Here is a 15,574-nt window from a genome sequence, read left to right as displayed (position 1 = left end):
CTAGTATAGGGCTTGGTGCGGAGCTTTCTCTCCCTCCACGTGGAGGCCCCCCTGGAAAGGGTGCTGGCCTGGGCTCAGGGCAAGACCCTGGGGGCCGGGGTCTACCTGGTTCCGGATCCTCCCTGGGTGAGCCTCTACCACGAGGCCCTCGAGGCCCAGGAGGACCCCGAGGCCATACGGGCCTTCCTGGAGGAGCTTTCCCAACTGGGGAAGGCCCTGGCCTTCCTGGTCCTGGCCGAGGAGGAGCTTCTTTTTCTTCTGGCTGAGGGGGGAAAAGTCCAGGCGGAGCTGGCCCAGGGAACGGAGCTAGGGGAAAGGCTTATGGCCCCTTCGGAGCTGAAACCCCTGCTCGAGAAGGCCAGCCGCATGCCCCCCGTAAACGCAGTCCAGGCCCTGGCGGCCCATTTCGGCCTCCACCCCGACCACGCCGCCTTGGGCTTTTTGGACCTCCTGGAGGCCGAGGAGGAAGGGGACCTGCCCGAGGAGGTGATCTACCTTGAGTGAACCCTTGCTGGTGAAGGTGGGGGGAAGCCTAAGGGGTGCCGAAACCCTGCTGGACGAGCTCGCCAGCTACCCCGGCCCCCTGGTTCTGGTGCACGGGGGTGGGCCGGAGATCGGGGCCTGGCTTACCCGCCTGGGTCTGGAAAGCCGCTTTGAGGGAGGCCTGCGGGTAACGCCTCCTGAGCACATGGAGGTGGTGGAGATGAGCCTCTGCCTCACGGGGAAGCGCCTGGCGGAGGGACTTTCCCGAAGAGGGAGAAGGACCCTTTCCCTTTCCGGTCGGGATGCCCTGTGCCTAAGGGGGAAGGCCCTCCCCCACCTGGGCCGGGTGGGGGAAGTGGTGGGGGTAGAAGTGGGCTTGCTCCTGGACCTCCTGGAAAAGGGCTACACGCCCCTCCTCGCCCCCATCGCCCTGGACGAGGAAGGCCCCTTGAACGTGAACGCCGACACCGCCGCCGGGGCGGTGGCCGGGGCCTTGGGGTGGCCCGCCCTCTTCCTCACGGATGTGCCCGGGGTCTTAAGGGATCCCAAGGATCCCACCACCCGCTTCCCCCACCTCACGCCGAAGGAAGTGGACGACCTGAAGGCCCAGGGGATCCTCCAGGGGGGCATGATCCCCAAGGTGGAAGCTGCTTTAAGCGCCCTTAGGGCAGGCGCCCCCTGGGCCGCCATCGCCCAGGGGGAAAGGGGCGTAGTGGCCGGGGTCTTGCAGGGGGAGAGGGGAACCCGGTTCACCCTTTAGCCAGAAGCTCCAAAAAGGCCAGGACGAACCCGGGCAGGTCCTTGGGCCCCTGGGCGGTGACCAGGTTTCCATCCACCACCACCCCAGTTTCCTGGTAAAGCCCCCCGGCGTTCTCCAGGTCGTCCCGGATGGAGGAAAACCCCGTGACCCGCCTGCCCCGCACCAGCCCGGCGCTGATGAGAACCCAGCCCGCATGGCAGATGGCCCCGAGGGGCCTTCCCTCCTCCGCCACCCGGCGCACCAGGGCCAGCACCTCAGGGCTTCTTCTCAGGTAATCGGGGGCGAAGCCTCCGGGAATGAGGAGGCCCGCCAGCTCCGGCGCCTCCCGGGCGCTTACCTCCGCCTTCCAGGAAAAACCGGACTTGGCCCTGTACTCCCGGGCCTCAGGACCGATGACCACCGGGATATACCCTACCTCCTGCACCCGGTAATAGGGGTACAGGAACTCCCGCTCGTCAAAAAGGTCCGCCAGAAGAATCCCCACTCGCCTCACGCCACACCTCCAGGAACTCCTTAAGGATATTCCCCGTCACCCCCCAGATGTCCACCCCCCGCCAGGGAAAGTGCCAGACGGTGCGGCCATGGCGCACCTCGCTCCAGGGATTCACCTGGAGAAGCTCCCCTAAAGGGGCCAGGAAGACCTCGGCCACCTCGAGGGGATTGGGCCTTAGGGGAGGAAGATCCTCCCGGAAGACCACCACCGGCTGGACCAGGAAACCCTGGGGGGAAAGCACCGGGGCAAGGTACCCCAGGGGCTCCACCCCCAAAAGACCCACCTCCTCCGCGGCCTCCCGCAGGGCTGCCTCCAAGGGGGTTTCCCCTGGCTCCACCACCCCTCCCGGGAAGCTGATCTGCCCGGCGTGGGTAGGGAGGTGGGGGCTCCTTAGGGTGAAAAGGAGGCTTTCCCCAAGAAGGGGCACGGCCACCGCCGCCAGGCGAAAGCCCTCGGGGAGGGCTAGTCCTCCTGGCAGGCTCTCTGGGAGCGCCTTCTTAAGGCGGTCTCGGGGTCCAGGCCCCTCTTGGCGAAAAGCCCCACCAGGTTCCAAAGCGCCTCCTCGAGGTCCCCTTTCTCCAGGGCCGCCCTCAGGCCCTCCTCGCTTCCCGGATCCACGCCCTTTCGCTGGAGTTCGTAGGCCCGAAGCAGGGTGGGAAGGTGCTTGGGTAGCCCACAGGGCTCCTCCTTTTTCCCCTCCTCCGCCTTCAGCTCCTCCCAGCGGGCCTTCACCTCCTCCGGGGTCTTGGCCGTGCCCTCCCCGAACACATGGGGGTGGCGGCGGATGAGCTTTTCCACGATGCTTCTTTCCACGTCCTCGTAGGAGAACCGTCCCTCCTCCTCGGCGATGACGCTGTGAAAGGCCACCTGCAAAAGCACATCCCCAAGCTCCTCCGCCATCTCCTGGGAATCCCCCTTCAAAAGGGCATCCGCCGCCTCGCTGGCCTCCTCCAAAAGGTACGGGATGAGGCTTTCATGGGTCTGGGCCCGGTCCCAGGGGCAGCCCCCAGGGCCCCTGAGGCGGCGCATCACCTCAAGAAGCCGCTCCATGCCCCCCATTCTCCCTCAAGAGGAAGCCCCCTGCCAGGGAAAGGCCCACCAAGAGCAGGGAAAGGGGGTCCACCGGGGCCCGCTCCAGCACCCACCCCCCGGGCCCCGGGGCGGGTAGACCCGTGGTGCGGGTGAGGAGGAAAAGCCCCACCATCACTCCCACCAGGTACCGCCCCAGGCGCCGCCAGCCCGGGCCTATGGATACCTCCAGAAGGGGCAGGAGGAGCAGGGAGAGGCCGTAGCCCAGCTCGAGGGCCAACAGGCCCATGAAGAGAAGGGCGTACCAGAACCCCGGGGTCTGGAAGGCCAGGGCGGGGTTTTGCACCAGGAAAAGCTCCCCGCATAGCCCCCCGCCCAAGGGGGTCTTCCCGAAGCCAAGAAGCTGGAGGAAAAAGGGAAGGATGAGCAAAAAGGCCGCCATACGGAGGCGCATGCCCTATGCTACCGGTCCCGACGGGCAAAGACCAGGGAGCCCAGCAGGGCCAGGGCAAGCCCCGAGAAGGCCAGGTAAAAGAAGCCCAGCCAAGGCCCCACCTCCCCAAGCCGCTCCACCACCAGGTACCCCATGGGCCCGGTGAGCACCGGGGCCTTCAAGCTGGCCAGAAGCCCCACCCGATGGATCTCCTGGGGGTTGAGAAGCAGGGCCAGGGCGAGGAGGCCCTCCAGGGGATAGTCCTTAAGGCGCACCGCCAGGGCCACCACCAGGGGTCCATAAAGGATGTTCAAGAGGCCGAAAAGGCCAAACCCCAGGCCCAGGGCCCGCTTTTCCTCCAGGGTCAAGGCGGAAAGCAGGGCGGCAAGGCCCACCCAGAAGGCCAGGAGGCCAAGGCCGGAAAGCAAAAGCCATAAGGCGGCCTTCCCGGAAAGCCCCAAGAACCCCGCCCCCAGGAGAAGGCCGGGCATGAGGGGAAGCCCTAGCCCCAGGAAGATCCCCAGGACCCCCTGGCCGAAGCCCCGGAAGGCCCCCACGGGAAGCCCGAGGAGGAAGGCCCACTCCTCCCTCGAGGCCAAAAGGGGCACCGCCAGGGCCAGGACCAAGGGGGGAAGGAGAAGGAGAAGCCCCGAGTAAAGCCCCACCAGCCCCACCCCCTCTCCCCGGCCCAGGAAGCCCAGGGCCAGGAGGAAGGGAAGGAGGAACAGGCCGAAGGTCCAGGGGTTGCGGGTGATCTCCCTGAAGAAAAGGGGGCTCATGGAGCCTTGGAAGGGGAAAGGATGTCGGCGGGCACCCAGGGGCGCTTCGCCCCTTCCTTAAGCGCCTGGGCCCAGGTGAGGATCCGTCCACCCCCCCGCTCGGGCCGCTCCTTAAGGTGCCCCTCCAAAGCCTCCCGGCTGGCGAAAGCCAGAAGCCCCGAGCCCATGGGGGTGCGGATCCTGGGATGGTGGTAGAGCACCGCCCCTTCCGCCGGGATCCACCTGGGGGCCGTGCGGGTGCTGGCCGCAAAATCCGCCAGGTACACCTCCTTGGCCGTAAGGCTAGGTCCGCCCCAGCCGTTAAGCTGATCCAGAAGGCAAGCCGGGTCATCGTAGAAGAAGGCCTTCCCCTGGGGATTCACTGCCTGGGCCGCATGCCGGGCGTCCAGAATGGTCATGAAGCAGTAGGGACAGGCCTCCACCCCTACCCTCAGGGCCCGGGGAGCCGCCAGGGCCTGGAGAAGGAAGGGCAGGGAAAGGATAAAGATCCGCCGATGCATAGGTCCTCAAGCCAGTCTACGCCCTCGAGGAACCCTCCAAGCCCCCACCAGGCTAATGGCCATGGCTCCCCTCGCCCTCTCCACCCAAAAGCCCTGCATGCTGGGCCAGAAGGGCCACCAGGTTCATCTCCGGCAAGGGAGCCAGGTCCCAAAGGGTCTGGAAGCTGTAGAAGCGCTGGCGACCGTGCTGGGCCCGGTTCCTCTCGGCGAACTCCTGGGCTGCCCTGGCGCTGGCGAAGGCCAGGAGCCTGGCGTTCATAACCACCATCATCCTCTCCCCCCAGTAGTAGGTGGCCTGGCGGGCGGGGACGAGGCGCACCGACTCCTGGGGCCTCCCCGGGTCGTAGGCTCCCCGGTCGGTGACGTAGAAAGTAGCCCCCTCCCCATCCTTAAGCCCATGCACCCAGGCGTAGTTCACCATGCAGGCGATGCTCTCAAAGTGCAGGGCCTCCACCGCTTGCTTGGGATTATGGGGAGCGGGCGTAGGCCTGTAAAAGGCGATCTGGCTATAGGTCTGCTCAAAGAAGCCCTTGGGGAAGGTGCGGCCCCGCCACTGCCCTTCCGGGGTCTTGATGGGCATGCCACAGAAGGCACAGGCCCCCTCGTCCCAGGGAATGGGCTTAGGGGAAACCCGCATCCCCAAAGCAGGAGCCGGGGCCTCCATGCCATGCCCCATGGGCTGGGCAAGGGCCGACCCCGCCACCACCAGTCCACCCAAAGCCTTCAGCACCTCACGCCGGTTCCTCATACAGCACCTCCATCAGCCAGGAAAGACGCTCCCCCCTTGGGCCCAAAACCCCTCTTGGGGAGCCATCCTCCAGGATGCTTCCCCCCTTCAAGAGCAAAAGCCGGTCCGCCCGCTGGGCTTCCTCCACGTGGTGGAGAGCCACCAGGACCACGCCCTCCTTCTTCCCCTCCACCCAGGCCCAAAACCGCTCCCGTCCCCTGGGGTCCAAGGCGGCGGTAGGCTCATCCAGAAGCCAGATGGGAGGGTCGCCCATGAGGCTTGCCGCCAGGGCCAGGCGCTGGCGCTGCCCCCCGGAAAGCTCTCCCACCCGTTTCCCCAGGAACCCCTCCAGCCCCATGCGCTCCAGGGCTTCCTCGAGGGCCTCCCGGCCCAGCCCCCTCACCCGCCTCGCTCCCTCCAGGACCTCGAGGGCCCTGAGATGGGGGAATAGCCTGGGGGTCTGGGGCAGGTAGGCCCTTAGGGGAAGGGCCCTGGGATCCCGGGGGGCATGGGAGAAAAGCGCCGCCTTGCCTCCATCCGGCTTGAGCCGCCCCGCCAAAAGGGCCAAAAGGGTGCTCTTCCCCGCCCCGTTGGGGCCCAAGAGCCCCACCACACCCCCGGCCACCTGCAGGGTAACTCCCCTAAGCCTTCCCTTCTTGCTCAGGTTCTCCGCCACCACCACAACACACCTCCAAGAAGGCCGAGGATGATCCAGAGGCCCTGGAAAACCACCGCCTTGGGCAAGGAAGCCGCCCGGGCATCGGCCAAGGCCACGAGCCTCAGGCCCGGCACCTGGACCTCCGCTGCCTCCCAAAGGACAATCCCCGGGGAGAGGGCGAAAAGGGAAAGCTCCGGCTGCCGGGCCAGGAGAAGGGCGAAGCTCCCGGTGGGCAGGTGGGGAACAGGAAGGCCAGAAGCCCGGTCGTACAGGTTCCCCACCACCCGGGCCTTGGCCTCGGGATCGTCCACCGCAAGGTCGTAGAGGTTTCCCTGGAAGGCGTTTTTCTCTACCCAAGCCGAGTTCCCTCCCCGCTCCCGGGTGATGCGCAAGGCAGTACCGTTTTCCCGGAAGCCGTTGCCCCCCACCCTCACCCCCTGGGCGTCCATGAGGACCAGGCCCAGGGTGTTTTCCGCAAAGAGGTTTTCCCGAACCTCCGTTTCCCGCTCGTCCTGGACCAGAAGCCCGTAGCCCACCGGGCTTTTGTGCCCGTAAAGCCGGTTTTCCCGCACCAGGTTCTGCGCCCCATGCATCACCGCATTGCCCACGCCGTTATTCCGGGATAGGTTGCCCTCTATGCCCACCTGCCAGGAGAACATCACGTGGAAACCATAGCGGCCGTTCCTCTCCAGAAGATTGCCCCTAATCCTCATCCCCGGGCTGTACTCCACGTAGATCCCATCCATGAAGCCCTGGAGATGGCTTCCCTCCACCCGGGCCCTGGGGCTGGAGTAGACCAAAACCCCCGGGGAACCCTCGAGGCCCCGGGCCTTAAGCCCCCGGATGGTGGCCCCCGGGGAATCCTCCACCCGCACTGCAGCAGGGGCCTCCTCCACCCTCACATCCTCCAGCAGGCATCCCTCGCACCCCGAGAGGTAAAAGGCGGCGTCCGGCTCAAAGAAATCCCCCTCGGGCCCCGCCCCCACCACCCTTAGCCCCCGCACCTTGATCCCTGGGGCGAGGAGGCTCAGGGTATGCCCCTTGTTCCCTCGCAGGACTGCCCCCTGCCCCTCCACCACCAGGTTCGGGGTGGAAAGCACCAATGGACCCCTTACCTCCCCTTCCAGGCGAAGCACCGGAGCAGCCAACCCTGGAAGGGCCAGGAAGCCCAGGATAAGAACGGGCCGCATCGCCCCTAGGGTAGAAGGGAAGGGCGGGACATCTGTACTCCTCACCCTTGGGGAGTACATATGTCCTTCCCCTCCTGGTAGCCTGGAGGGGTGAGGTGGCTTTTCCTGTTGCTGGGTAGCGTGGCCTTGGCCCAGGCTGTGGCCACCCCGGGCTGGGTCCGCCTGGTGCCCCCGGTGGTGAAGGATACCGCCGCCTACCTGACCCTGGAAAACCGGGGCAGGCTTCCCTTGCGCCTGGTGGGAGCCGAAACGGATGTGGCCGAGCGGGTTTCCTTCCACCAGGACCATAGGGAACACCAAGGAGGCCAGGTGGTCCTGGGCATGCGCCCCCTTCCCTACCTGGACATTCCCCCGGGAGGCCGGGTGGAGTTCCGCCCGGGTAAGTACCACCTCATGCTGGAAGGGCTTAAGCGCCCCCTGAAAGCAGGGGAGAAGGTGGCTTTGGTCCTGAGGTTCCAAGACGGCAGCAGGCTCAAGGTGATCCTGCCGGTGGAGATGCGATGAAAGGGAAACTCCTCTTGCCCGTACTCCTGGTCCTCGCCCTGGTGGGGGTGGCCTACCTCCTCCTGCCCAAGGGCTCCCACGCCTTCTACGGCACCCGGCTTCTGAATCCCAAGCCCGTGGACTTCACCCTCGAGGGGCCCCAGGGCCCGGTCCAGCTTTCCCAGCTTAAGGACAAGCTGGTCCTCATCTTCTTCGGCTACGTCCACTGCCCCGACGTCTGCCCCACCACCATGCTGGCCCTGAAGCGGGCCTACGAGAAGCTCTCCCCCAAGGAGCAGGAAAGGGTGCAGGTGATCTTCATCAGCGTGGACCCCGAGCGGGATACCCCACAGATCTCCGACCAGTACGCCAAGGGCTTCCACCCCAGCTTCCTGGGCCTCACGGGAAGCCCGGAAACCATCCAGGAGGTGGCTCGGACCTTCGGGGTCTACTACCAGAAGACCCAGTACCGGGGCCCGGGGGAGTACCTGGTGGACCACACCGCCACCACCTTTGCGGTGAAGGAGGGCAACCTGGTCCTCCTCTTCAGCCCGGACAAGGTGGAGGAAACGGAGAAAGTCGTGGGGGACCTCCGGGCCCTGTTGTAATATGGAGGATTTCCTCAGGGATTTGTTGCAAAGGGTTTCCGGGAAGAGCCGTTCCGCCACCGCAGAGGTGGAAAAGCGCCTTCAGGAGCTGAAGGAGAAGCTGGACCAGGATAAGGACGGCAAGCCCGACCTGGTGGAAAAGGCTCTTCAGGAGGCCAAGGCCCGCCTGGCGGAGCTGGACCAGGACAAGGACGGCGTCCCCGACAAGCTGAAAGAGCTTTCGGAAAAAGCGGCCCAGGCCGCCGAAGCCGCCAAGGCCAAGGCGGAGGAAGCCGCCCGCCTCCTCAAGGAACGCCTGGGCAAGAGGGATTCCCAAGCCTAAGGAAGGAATCAGCCCAGGGCCACATCCAGGGCCATCATGAGGGCAAAGCCCGTCATCACCCCGAAGGTGGAGATATCCCCGTTGCCCTCCGCCTGGCTTTCCGGGATGACCTCTTCCACGATCACGAAGACCATGGCCCCTGCCGCCAGGGCCATGAGGTAGGGCAACAGGTAGAGCATCTGCGTGACCAAAAGGACTCCCAGAAGGGCTCCTAAGGGCTCCACGATGGCGGAAAGCTGCCCGTAAAACCAAGCCTTCCCCGCCCCGATGCCCGCCCGCCTTAGAGGCCAGGCCACCGCCAGGCCCTCGGGCATGTTTTGCAGGCCAATGCCCACCGCCAGGGCGATGGCCCCGCCCAGGGTGGCCGTCCCCGTGGGGTCAAGACCTGCGGCTCCAAAGGCTACCCCCACCGCCAGGCCCTCGGGGAAGTTGTGGAGGGTGATGGCCAGGATCAGCAAGGTGGTGCGCCGCCACAGGGTGCGGATCCCTTCCTCCTGGGCTCCTGGAACCAGGTGAACATGGGGAAGAAACCGGTCCATCAGACGCAAAAGGGCTCCTCCCAGGAGAAAGCCCACCACGGCGGGCACCCAGGGAACCATGCCCTGGGATGCGGCCATCTCCATGCCGGGAAGGAGGAGGGAGAAGACGCTGGCCGCCAGCATGACCCCTGCGGCAAAGCCCAGCATCCCATCCAGGAGCTTGCGGCTGGGCTCTTGCGCCAGGAACACGCTGGCCGCCCCCACCGCGGTAAGCCCCCAGGTGAAGAGCCCCCCTAAGAGGGCGTAGAGGAAAACCGGGGTTTCCATGCCCCCCAGTTTAGGTATACCTAAACCCAAAGGCAAGCCCGGGTTGGAGTATCCTGAGGTAAGGTATGCTGGATAAGCTTGCGCGCCTAGAAGAGGAATACCGGGAGCTGGAAGCGCTCCTTGCCGATCCCGAGGTCCTAAAGGACCAGAAGCGCTACCAGGCCCTCTCCCGGCGCTATGCGGAGATGGGGGAGGTGATCGCCCTCATCCGGGAGTACCGGAAGGTCCTCGAGGACCTGGAAGGCGTGGAGGGCCTCCTGGAAGACCCCGAGCTCAAGGAAGTGGCCAGGGCGGAAAAGGAAGCCCTCCTTTCCCGGAGGGCGGAGCTGGAAAAGGCCTTGGAACGCCACCTCCTGCCCAAGGACCCCATGGACGAGAGGGACGCCATCGTGGAAATCCGCGCCGGCACCGGGGGCGAGGAGGCCGCCCTTTTCGCCCGGGACCTCCTGGAGATGTACCTGCGCTTCGCCGAGGAGATGGGGTTTGAGACCGAGATCCTGGACTCCCACCCCACGGACCTGGGAGGCTTCTCCAAGGTGGTCTTCGAGGTGCGGGGGCCCGGGGCCTACGGCACCTTCAAGTACGAAAGCGGGGTCCACCGGGTGCAGCGGGTACCGGCCACGGAAACCCAGGGGCGGATCCACACCTCCACGGCCACGGTGGCGGTGCTGCCCAAGGCGGAGGAGTCCGACTTCCAGCTCAACATGGACGAGATCCGCATCGACGTGATGCGGGCCTCGGGGCCTGGGGGCCAGGGGGTGAACACCACGGACAGCGCGGTGCGGGTGGTGCACCTGCCCACGGGCATCATGGTCACCTGCCAGGACTCCCGCAGCCAGATCAAGAACCGGGAAAGGGCCCTGATGATCCTGAGAAGCCGCCTTCTGGAGATGAAGCGAGCGGAGGAGGCGGAGAAGCTCCGAAAGACCCGCCTGGCCCAGATCGGCACCGGGGAGCGCTCCGAGAAGATCCGCACCTACAACTTCCCCCAGTCCCGGGTCACGGACCACCGCATCGGCTTTACCACCCATGACCTCGAGGGCATCCTCTCGGGGCACCTCCAGCCCCTCCTGGAAGCCCTCAAACGGGCCGACCAGGAACGGCAGCTGGAGGCCTTGACGGAAGCGTGATGCGCCGCGAGATCCTGGTGGTGGCGGCCATCCTGTTGGACCGCCAGGGCCGGGTCCTCCTGGTGGGGAACGACTGGGGCAGGCGGGGCATGGTGCGCTACACCCTTCCTGGGGGCACCGTGGAACCCGGGGAAACCGTTCTGGAAGCCCTGGTGCGGGAGGTGCGGGAGGAAACCGGCCTGAAGGTGAAGGCCATTGAGCACCTGGCCTACGCTATCCAGGTGGAGGACCGCCGCAAGAACGAGCGCACCCTGGCCATGGCCTTCAGGGCCAGCTACGAGGGGCTTTTGAACCCCAGGGACCCCGACGGCCACATCGTGGAAGCCCGCTTCTTCACCCCAGAGGAGGTGGCGGTCAAACTTTCCGGCCACCGCCCCCTCCTGGAACCCCTGCTGGACTACCTTGGGGGGGAGCGGGGCCGGTTTTACGCCTACACCGGCTGGAGCCAGCCGGGAACACGGGTCTAACGCCACCCCACCCTGGCTTCGTCAGGGCAGGGGCCCAGGTGAATCCCTCACCTAGGCCATCTGGGCCACGATGGAGCGGGAAGGGGTATAACCCAGGATTAAGGACCCAGTTTCCGCTTCAGGTAGGCGGTGAGCTCCTCTATGGCCTTCCTCAAGGCCCGCTGCTCCTCCGCCAGGGCCTCGAGGGGGTCCTTGGCTCCCTCCGGCGCGGAAAGGGTCTTGAAGAGGAGGGTGGGGTTGCCGCACCGGGGGCAGACGAGGCCCGCGGGGCGGACCGAGGGAGCGTAGAAGACCCGGGTGTGGCACCGGGGGCACAGGAGGTACTTGACCCCCGGGGCCTCCCCCTTGCGCACCGCCTCCTCCAGCTCCAGGGCCTCCTCCCGGGGAAAGCCCAAGAAGAAATCCTCACCCACTTGAACGGAGGCTGGGTCCTCCCGGGTAGGTTTCAGCTCCCCCTGTCCCCCCTCGGGGGTTTCCCAGGAAAACCCGTTCCAGCGAAAGTGGCGAAGGTGTTTTCTCCCTTCCAGATCCTCAATCTCCACGATGAGCTGAAGGACGGGATCCTTGGGATAGTAGTACAGACGCACCGCCTGCACCCCGGAAAGGCCCTTGCTGCGGGGCAGGGTATAGGCCAAAGGACCCTCCCCCTTGGCGGGGTAGCCCACCAAGCGCTCCAGGTCGTAGAGGGTGAGGCCGGGGCGCTCCATATCCCCGAATAGGAGGCTTTCCACGTAGCGGAAGGCAGCCGCCAGATCGGAGCCTTGCCCCTGACCGAAGCCGGGGTTCATAAGACCAGTCTATCCCAAAAAACAGTACGGAGAAACCCAGCCCCTACGGGACTAGCCACCTCGCTTTCCTTCAAGGGCACTCCATAATGTAAGGGGATATGGCGTTGCTCTTCACCCCCTTGGAACTCGGCGGCCTTCGGCTGAAAAACCGCCTGGCCATGTCCCCCATGTGCCAGTACTCTGCCACCTTGGAGGGAGAGGTAACCGACTGGCACCTCCTCCACTACCCCACGCGGGCCCTCGGAGGCGTGGGGCTCATCCTGGTGGAGGCCACCGCCGTAGAACCTTTGGGCCGTATCAGCCCCTATGACCTTGGCATCTGGTCGGAGGATCACCTTCCGGGCCTGAGGGAGCTAGCCCGGAGGATCCGGGAAGCAGGAGCGGTGCCGGGGATCCAGCTGGCCCACGCCGGGCGCAAGGCGGGAACCGCTAGGCCCTGGGAAGGAGGGAAGCCCTTGGGCTGGCGGGTGGTGGGGCCAAGCCCCATTCCCTTTGACGAGGGCTACCCCGTACCCGAACCCCTGGACGAAGCGGGGATGGAGCGCATCCTCCAGGCCTTTGTGGAAGGAGCCAGACGGGCCCTTAGGGCAGGCTTTCAGGTGATCGAGCTCCACATGGCCCATGGCTACCTCCTTTCCTCCTTCCTCTCCCCCCTTTCCAACCAGCGCACCGACGCCTACGGGGGAAGCCTGGAAAACCGCATGCGCTTTCCCCTCCAGGTAGCCCAGGCGGTGCGGGAAGTGGTGCCCAGGGAGCTTCCCCTTTTCGTGCGGGTCTCCGCCACGGACTGGGGGGAAGGGGGATGGAGCCTCGAGGACACCCTGGCCTTCGCCCGGAGGCTTAAGGAGCTGGGGGTAGACCTTTTGGACTGCTCTTCGGGCGGGGTGGTGCCCAGGGTGCGGATCCCCTTGGCCCCGGGCTTTCAGGTGCCCTTCGCTGACGCCGTGCGCAAGAGGGTGGGCCTGCGAACGGGAGCCGTGGGCCTCATCACCACCCCCGAACAGGCGGAAACCCTTTTGCAGGCGGGGAGCGCCGATCTGGTGCTTCTGGGCCGGGTTCTCCTCAGGGACCCCTACTTCCCCTTAAGGGCCGCCAAGGCCTTGGGCGTGGCCCCGGAGGTGCCCCCCCAGTACCAAAGGGGGTTTTAGCGCCACCCCAACCTGGCCCTGCCAGGTTGGGGATTCCGGCCAGTCCCTAACGCGGCAGCCCAAACCGCTTAGGGACACGGTGGGCTAGGGGAAAAGGGCGGGGTGGTGAAGGAGCCAGTGCACCTCCCGCCTCAGGGTCTCGGCAAAGCGGGGGCTTCTTTCGGGCAGGGCCTGCCACTCGGCCAGGGTATAGACCAAGGCCTCCGCAGGCACGGGAAGCTCCTCCAGGGGCAGGGTTAGGGCCCGTTGCCAGGAAGGAAGAGAAGAGGACTCCACCACTAAAAGGAGATCTAGGTCGCTTCCCACCCCGTAGTCGCCCCGGGCGTAGGAACCGAAGTAGCCCAGGGCCAGGAGGCCGGGGATGGGGTGGCGGACCATCCAGGCCTGAAGGGCACCTTCCACTTCCTCCCGGCTAGGCCATCTGAGCACGGCAGAACTCAAGGATTTCACGGGCATAGCGCACCGCCTCCTGGCTTTGCAAGGGGCCATAGTGCTCCGCAGAAGGCCCCTCGGGAAAAGCATTGGGGTATCGGGTGGGTATGTAGAGCCCATCCAGGTAGCGGGCTTTTTCCACCAGGTCTTGAGGAACCTCCAAGGGTAACTCCTTGAGAAGCCGGGCCACCACATGCCCCCAAGCCTCCTGGTCCAGGTGGAGGTGGAGGGCTTTCACCGCCTTCTCTGCGGCCTGCTGGGCGGCAAAACAGGCCCACTCGTGCCGGCCTGCCTTCCGGGCGATCTCAGCCATCTCCAGGTCCCTTTCCGCCTGGAGAAGCCAGTCCTTAGCCCGATTCACCCCTCCAGTTTACCGTAGACTGTTCCCCATGAAGGCCGTACGGGTGCATCAGACAGGCGGGCCCGAGGTCCTGGCCCTCGAGGACCTCCCCATCCCCGAGCCAGGGCCAGGGGAGGTTTTGGTGAAGCTGTTGGCCATCGGGGTCAACTACATCGACACCTACAAGCGCAAGGGCCTTTACCCCATGCCCCTTCCCTTCACCTTAGGGGAGGAAGGAGCCGGGGTGGTGGAGAAGGTGGGGGAAGGCGTGGTGGGGGTACGCCCTGGGGACCGGGTGGCCTTCGCCAACGTTCAGGGCGCCTACGCCCAGTACCAGGTGGTGCCAGCGGAGAGGCTCGTACCCGTGCCCGCAGGGTTGGATCCCAAGCTGGCGGCAGCGAGCCTCCTGCAGGGCATGACCGTCCACTACCTTCTGAAGAGCACCTACCCCGTCCGCCCTGGGGATCAGGTCCTGGTCCATGCGGGGGCCGGGGGGGTGGGGCTTCTCCTCATCCAGTGGGCCAAGCGGCTGGGGGCCACGGTCTACGCCACCGCCAGCACCGAGGAGAAGCGGGCCCTTTGCCTCGAGGCGGGGGCGGACTACGCCCTGCCCTACGAGGGCTTCGCCCAGGCGGTGAAGGCCCTTTCCGGAGGCGGGGTGGACGTGGTCTATGACGGGGTGGGGCAGAGCACCTTTGAGGGAAGCCTCGAGGCCTTAAGGCCCAGGGGCTATCTGGTCCTCTTCGGCCAGTCCTCGGGGCCCGTGCCCCCATTTGACCCCCAGGTCCTGAACCGGAAAGGAAGCCTCTTCCTTACCCGCCCCACCCTGCACCATTACACCGCCACCCGCAAAGAACTCCTCTTTCGGGCGGGGGAGGTCTTTGAGGCCATCCGGGAAGGGTGGCTACGGGTGCGCATCGGGGCGGAGTTCCCCTTGGAAAAGGCCAGGGAGGCCCACGAGGCCCTAGAGGGGCGGAAGACCACGGGCAAGGTCCTCCTCATCCCCTAGGTACCGGGCCTTCCAGGACCTGAGCCCCCTTTCCGGAAGGTAGGCTCCCCGCACGGTGCAGGCCAGGGCGGATAGGGCGATGGCGCCCTCCAGGATCTCCTTTAGGTCCGGCAAAGACAGGCGGGGAAGGTTCCCTTTACCGTAGCCCTTTCGGAGAAGAAGGGCCAGGAGCCCTGCGGTGAAGGCATCCCCTGCCCCCACGGTATCCTTCACCCTCACCGCCTTTCCGGGAAGGCGCACCGCCTCCTCCCCAAGAAAGGCCACCGCCCCTTCCCGGCCCAGGGTGAGGACCTTTAGGGGTACACCTAGAGCCTTCACCGCCCCCACGGGGTCTTCAGGGAAAAGAAGCCTGGCGTCTTCCAGGGAAAGCTTCAGCAGGTCTATCCGGTCCAGGTAGGCTCTTATCCGTTTCCTTTCCTTGGGGGTAGGGGAACGCCGGAGGTTGGGGTCGTAGGAAACCAAGGCTCCCTCCTCCTCCGCTTCCTGCAAAAGGAGGCTCAAGCCTTCCTCCACGCGATCCTCGAGGGCCAGGAGGGAGCCGAAGTGGAACACCCTGGCTCCCCGGAGGCTTTCGGGCCCTGGGCGGTAGGGCAGGTGGAAAGGGCGGTGGAAGCTATACTCCCCATTTCCCTCCGCATCCAGGCGCACCAGGGCCAGGGGCATGGGGGCGGGATGGCGAAAAAGCCTAAGCTCGAGGCCCCGCCTTTTCATCTCCTCCTCGCTCCAGGTGGAAACCCAGTCCTCCCCCACCTCGGAAAGGAAACACACGGGAAACCCCAACCGGGCCAGGGTGGTGGCGGTGTTGAGCGCCGAGCCCCCAAGGACCCCCCTAAGGCGCAAGGGGTCTTGGCTTTCCTGAATGAGGTCCACCAGGACCTCCCCCAAAAGGGCCAGCATGGCTCCATTATGCCTGTCACTTTCTTTACATTCCTCCGGGGTTTGGATGGTATAATTCGCCCGAACCTGGGCAGTGGTCTGTGGTCTTCCTG

The 15,574-nt window shown here is 65.8% G+C and carries 23 protein-coding genes; 9 read left to right on the top strand and 14 right to left on the bottom strand.

The genetic code is table 11. The features are described from left to right. The first annotated feature begins 12 nt into the window (after positions 1 to 12). Both KQ693_RS02915 and argB read left to right on the top strand, forming a co-directional pair. Positions 13 to 504: a hypothetical protein gene (locus KQ693_RS02915; protein WP_267261881.1), complete on the top strand. Its 492-nt coding sequence runs from the start codon at positions 13 to 15 to the stop codon at positions 502 to 504. Next, positions 497 to 1,243 (top strand): acetylglutamate kinase, encoded by a 747-nt coding sequence (gene argB, locus KQ693_RS02910; RefSeq protein WP_267261880.1) that lies wholly within the window; start codon positions 497 to 499, stop codon positions 1,241 to 1,243. The genes KQ693_RS02915 and argB overlap by 8 nt, the downstream gene beginning before the upstream one ends. Here argB and KQ693_RS02905 read toward each other — a convergent pair. From KQ693_RS02905 to KQ693_RS02865, 9 genes are read right to left on the bottom strand one after another with little or no spacing between them, the layout of a single operon-like run. After that, a complete protein-coding gene (locus KQ693_RS02905) occupies positions 1,233 to 1,736 on the bottom strand; it encodes a type 1 glutamine amidotransferase domain-containing protein (protein WP_267261879.1) in 504 nt (167 codons plus the stop codon). The genes argB and KQ693_RS02905 overlap by 11 nt on opposite strands. Next, positions 1,699 to 2,169: an NUDIX hydrolase gene (locus tag KQ693_RS02900; RefSeq protein ID WP_267261878.1), complete on the bottom strand. Its 471-nt coding sequence runs from the start codon at positions 2,167 to 2,169 to the stop codon at positions 1,699 to 1,701. Before KQ693_RS02900 ends, KQ693_RS02905 begins: the two co-directional genes overlap by 38 nt. A 29-nt stretch (positions 2,170 to 2,198) precedes the next feature. Then, on the bottom strand, positions 2,199 to 2,795 hold the full coding sequence (locus KQ693_RS02895) for a MazG family protein (protein WP_219758963.1): 597 nt from the start codon (positions 2,793 to 2,795) through the stop codon (positions 2,199 to 2,201). Beyond that, positions 2,770 to 3,219, bottom strand: a complete 450-nt coding sequence (locus tag KQ693_RS02890) for a hypothetical protein (RefSeq protein ID WP_267261877.1) — start codon at positions 3,217 to 3,219, stop codon at positions 2,770 to 2,772. The genes KQ693_RS02895 and KQ693_RS02890 overlap by 26 nt, the downstream gene beginning before the upstream one ends. Before the next feature lie 8 nt (positions 3,220 to 3,227). Then, entirely contained in the window at positions 3,228 to 3,977 is a 750-nt protein-coding gene (locus KQ693_RS02885; RefSeq protein WP_267261876.1) for a hypothetical protein, read from the bottom strand. Next, positions 3,974 to 4,477: a nitrous oxide reductase accessory protein NosL gene (locus tag KQ693_RS02880; protein ID WP_267261875.1), complete on the bottom strand. Its 504-nt coding sequence runs from the start codon at positions 4,475 to 4,477 to the stop codon at positions 3,974 to 3,976. The genes KQ693_RS02885 and KQ693_RS02880 overlap by 4 nt, the downstream gene beginning before the upstream one ends. Positions 4,478 to 4,529: 52 nt before the next feature. After that, complete coding sequence (locus KQ693_RS02875; protein ID WP_267261874.1) at positions 4,530 to 5,225, bottom strand: nitrous oxide reductase accessory protein NosL; 696 nt, start codon at positions 5,223 to 5,225, stop codon at positions 4,530 to 4,532. After that, complete coding sequence (locus tag KQ693_RS02870) at positions 5,209 to 5,886, bottom strand: ABC transporter ATP-binding protein (protein WP_323808507.1); 678 nt, start codon at positions 5,884 to 5,886, stop codon at positions 5,209 to 5,211. Before KQ693_RS02870 ends, KQ693_RS02875 begins: the two co-directional genes overlap by 17 nt. Next, complete coding sequence (locus tag KQ693_RS02865; RefSeq protein WP_267261873.1) at positions 5,865 to 7,052, bottom strand: NosD domain-containing protein; 1,188 nt, start codon at positions 7,050 to 7,052, stop codon at positions 5,865 to 5,867. Before KQ693_RS02865 ends, KQ693_RS02870 begins: the two co-directional genes overlap by 22 nt. Positions 7,053 to 7,142: 90 nt before the next feature. Here KQ693_RS02865 and KQ693_RS02860 point away from each other — a divergent pair, with 90 nt between their 5' ends. Genes KQ693_RS02860 through KQ693_RS02850 form a run of 3 tightly spaced genes read left to right on the top strand, consistent with a single transcriptional unit; the run spans position 7,143 to position 8,465 of the window. Continuing rightward, complete coding sequence (locus KQ693_RS02860) at positions 7,143 to 7,556, top strand: copper chaperone PCu(A)C (RefSeq protein WP_267261872.1); 414 nt, start codon at positions 7,143 to 7,145, stop codon at positions 7,554 to 7,556. Beyond that, a complete protein-coding gene (locus KQ693_RS02855; RefSeq protein ID WP_267261871.1) occupies positions 7,553 to 8,143 on the top strand; it encodes an SCO family protein in 591 nt (196 codons plus the stop codon). The genes KQ693_RS02860 and KQ693_RS02855 overlap by 4 nt, the downstream gene beginning before the upstream one ends. A gap of 1 nt (position 8,144) precedes the next feature. Continuing rightward, positions 8,145 to 8,465 (top strand): dolichyl-phosphate-mannose-protein mannosyltransferase, encoded by a 321-nt coding sequence (locus KQ693_RS02850; RefSeq protein ID WP_267261870.1) that lies wholly within the window; start codon positions 8,145 to 8,147, stop codon positions 8,463 to 8,465. Positions 8,466 to 8,473: 8 nt separating this feature from the next. Here KQ693_RS02850 and KQ693_RS02845 read toward each other — a convergent pair whose 3' ends face one another. Further along, positions 8,474 to 9,271, bottom strand: a complete 798-nt coding sequence (locus KQ693_RS02845; protein ID WP_267261869.1) for a ZIP family metal transporter — start codon at positions 9,269 to 9,271, stop codon at positions 8,474 to 8,476. Positions 9,272 to 9,336: 65 nt separating this feature from the next. Here KQ693_RS02845 and prfA point away from each other — a divergent pair, with 65 nt between their 5' ends. Further along, positions 9,337 to 10,401 carry a peptide chain release factor 1 gene (gene prfA, locus KQ693_RS02840; RefSeq protein ID WP_219758961.1) on the top strand — a complete coding sequence of 355 codons (1,065 nt, stop codon included), beginning with the start codon at positions 9,337 to 9,339 and terminating at the stop codon, positions 10,399 to 10,401. After that, positions 10,401 to 10,868, top strand: coding sequence for an NUDIX hydrolase (locus KQ693_RS02835; protein WP_015715940.1), 468 nt, complete (start codon positions 10,401 to 10,403; stop codon positions 10,866 to 10,868). The genes prfA and KQ693_RS02835 overlap by 1 nt, the downstream gene beginning before the upstream one ends. Before the next feature lie 98 nt (positions 10,869 to 10,966). On the opposite strand, the gene KQ693_RS02830 is transcribed toward KQ693_RS02835, so the two are convergent. After that, entirely contained in the window at positions 10,967 to 11,656 is a 690-nt protein-coding gene (locus KQ693_RS02830) for a hypothetical protein (protein ID WP_267261868.1), read from the bottom strand. 98 nt (positions 11,657 to 11,754) lie between these two features. On the opposite strand from KQ693_RS02830, the gene KQ693_RS02825 reads away from it, so the two are divergent. Further along, a complete protein-coding gene (locus KQ693_RS02825) occupies positions 11,755 to 12,804 on the top strand; it encodes an NADH:flavin oxidoreductase/NADH oxidase (protein WP_219758959.1) in 1,050 nt (349 codons plus the stop codon). 84 nt (positions 12,805 to 12,888) lie between these two features. Here the strand turns inward: KQ693_RS02825 and KQ693_RS02820 are convergent, their stop codons facing one another. Together KQ693_RS02820 and KQ693_RS02815 are read right to left on the bottom strand one after the other, a co-directional pair. After that, positions 12,889 to 13,260: a nucleotidyltransferase domain-containing protein gene (locus tag KQ693_RS02820; protein ID WP_267261867.1), complete on the bottom strand. Its 372-nt coding sequence runs from the start codon at positions 13,258 to 13,260 to the stop codon at positions 12,889 to 12,891. After that, positions 13,217 to 13,597, bottom strand: coding sequence for a HEPN domain-containing protein (locus KQ693_RS02815; protein WP_267261866.1), 381 nt, complete (start codon positions 13,595 to 13,597; stop codon positions 13,217 to 13,219). The genes KQ693_RS02820 and KQ693_RS02815 overlap by 44 nt, the downstream gene beginning before the upstream one ends. A gap of 28 nt (positions 13,598 to 13,625) precedes the next feature. Between KQ693_RS02815 and KQ693_RS02810 the strand changes: the two genes are divergently transcribed. Then, a complete protein-coding gene (locus tag KQ693_RS02810) occupies positions 13,626 to 14,585 on the top strand; it encodes a quinone oxidoreductase family protein (protein ID WP_028493609.1) in 960 nt (319 codons plus the stop codon). On the opposite strand, the gene KQ693_RS02805 is transcribed toward KQ693_RS02810, so the two are convergent. Continuing rightward, complete coding sequence (locus KQ693_RS02805; RefSeq protein WP_267261865.1) at positions 14,541 to 15,482, bottom strand: carbohydrate kinase family protein; 942 nt, start codon at positions 15,480 to 15,482, stop codon at positions 14,541 to 14,543. The two genes, KQ693_RS02810 and KQ693_RS02805, sit on opposite strands and share 45 nt — an antisense overlap. Positions 15,483 to 15,574 lie beyond the last annotated feature (92 nt).

Source organism: Thermus brevis (assembly GCF_026427635.1).
Classification (GTDB): domain Bacteria; phylum Deinococcota; class Deinococci; order Deinococcales; family Thermaceae; genus Thermus; species Thermus antranikianii.
The sequence above is the reverse complement of the archived record's forward strand: the minus strand, read 5'-3'. Positions and strand labels throughout refer to the sequence as shown.

Excerpts from the sequence above, each read along its gene's own strand:
- KQ693_RS02895 (WP_219758963.1), bottom strand. The coding sequence starts at position 2,795 with ATGGGGGGCATGGAGCGGCTTCTTGAGGTGATGCGCCGCCTCAGGGGC.
- KQ693_RS02890 (WP_267261877.1), bottom strand. The coding sequence starts at position 3,219 with ATGCGCCTCCGTATGGCGGCCTTTTTGCTCATCCTTCCCTTTTTCCTC.
- KQ693_RS02885 (WP_267261876.1), bottom strand. The coding sequence starts at position 3,977 with ATGAGCCCCCTTTTCTTCAGGGAGATCACCCGCAACCCCTGGACCTTC.
- KQ693_RS02880 (WP_267261875.1), bottom strand. The coding sequence starts at position 4,477 with ATGCATCGGCGGATCTTTATCCTTTCCCTGCCCTTCCTTCTCCAGGCC.
- KQ693_RS02875 (WP_267261874.1), bottom strand. The coding sequence starts at position 5,225 with ATGAGGAACCGGCGTGAGGTGCTGAAGGCTTTGGGTGGACTGGTGGTG.
- KQ693_RS02865 (WP_267261873.1), bottom strand. The coding sequence starts at position 7,052 with ATGCGGCCCGTTCTTATCCTGGGCTTCCTGGCCCTTCCAGGGTTGGCT.
- KQ693_RS02855 (WP_267261871.1), top strand. The coding sequence starts at position 7,553 with ATGAAAGGGAAACTCCTCTTGCCCGTACTCCTGGTCCTCGCCCTGGTG.
- KQ693_RS02850 (WP_267261870.1), top strand. The coding sequence starts at position 8,145 with ATGGAGGATTTCCTCAGGGATTTGTTGCAAAGGGTTTCCGGGAAGAGC.
- KQ693_RS02845 (WP_267261869.1), bottom strand. The coding sequence starts at position 9,271 with ATGGAAACCCCGGTTTTCCTCTACGCCCTCTTAGGGGGGCTCTTCACC.
- prfA (WP_219758961.1), top strand. The coding sequence starts at position 9,337 with ATGCTGGATAAGCTTGCGCGCCTAGAAGAGGAATACCGGGAGCTGGAA.
- KQ693_RS02835 (WP_015715940.1), top strand. The coding sequence starts at position 10,401 with ATGCGCCGCGAGATCCTGGTGGTGGCGGCCATCCTGTTGGACCGCCAG.
- KQ693_RS02830 (WP_267261868.1), bottom strand. The coding sequence starts at position 11,656 with ATGAACCCCGGCTTCGGTCAGGGGCAAGGCTCCGATCTGGCGGCTGCC.
- KQ693_RS02825 (WP_219758959.1), top strand. The coding sequence starts at position 11,755 with ATGGCGTTGCTCTTCACCCCCTTGGAACTCGGCGGCCTTCGGCTGAAA.
- KQ693_RS02820 (WP_267261867.1), bottom strand. The coding sequence starts at position 13,260 with ATGCCCGTGAAATCCTTGAGTTCTGCCGTGCTCAGATGGCCTAGCCGG.
- KQ693_RS02810 (WP_028493609.1), top strand. The coding sequence starts at position 13,626 with ATGAAGGCCGTACGGGTGCATCAGACAGGCGGGCCCGAGGTCCTGGCC.
- KQ693_RS02805 (WP_267261865.1), bottom strand. The coding sequence starts at position 15,482 with ATGCTGGCCCTTTTGGGGGAGGTCCTGGTGGACCTCATTCAGGAAAGC.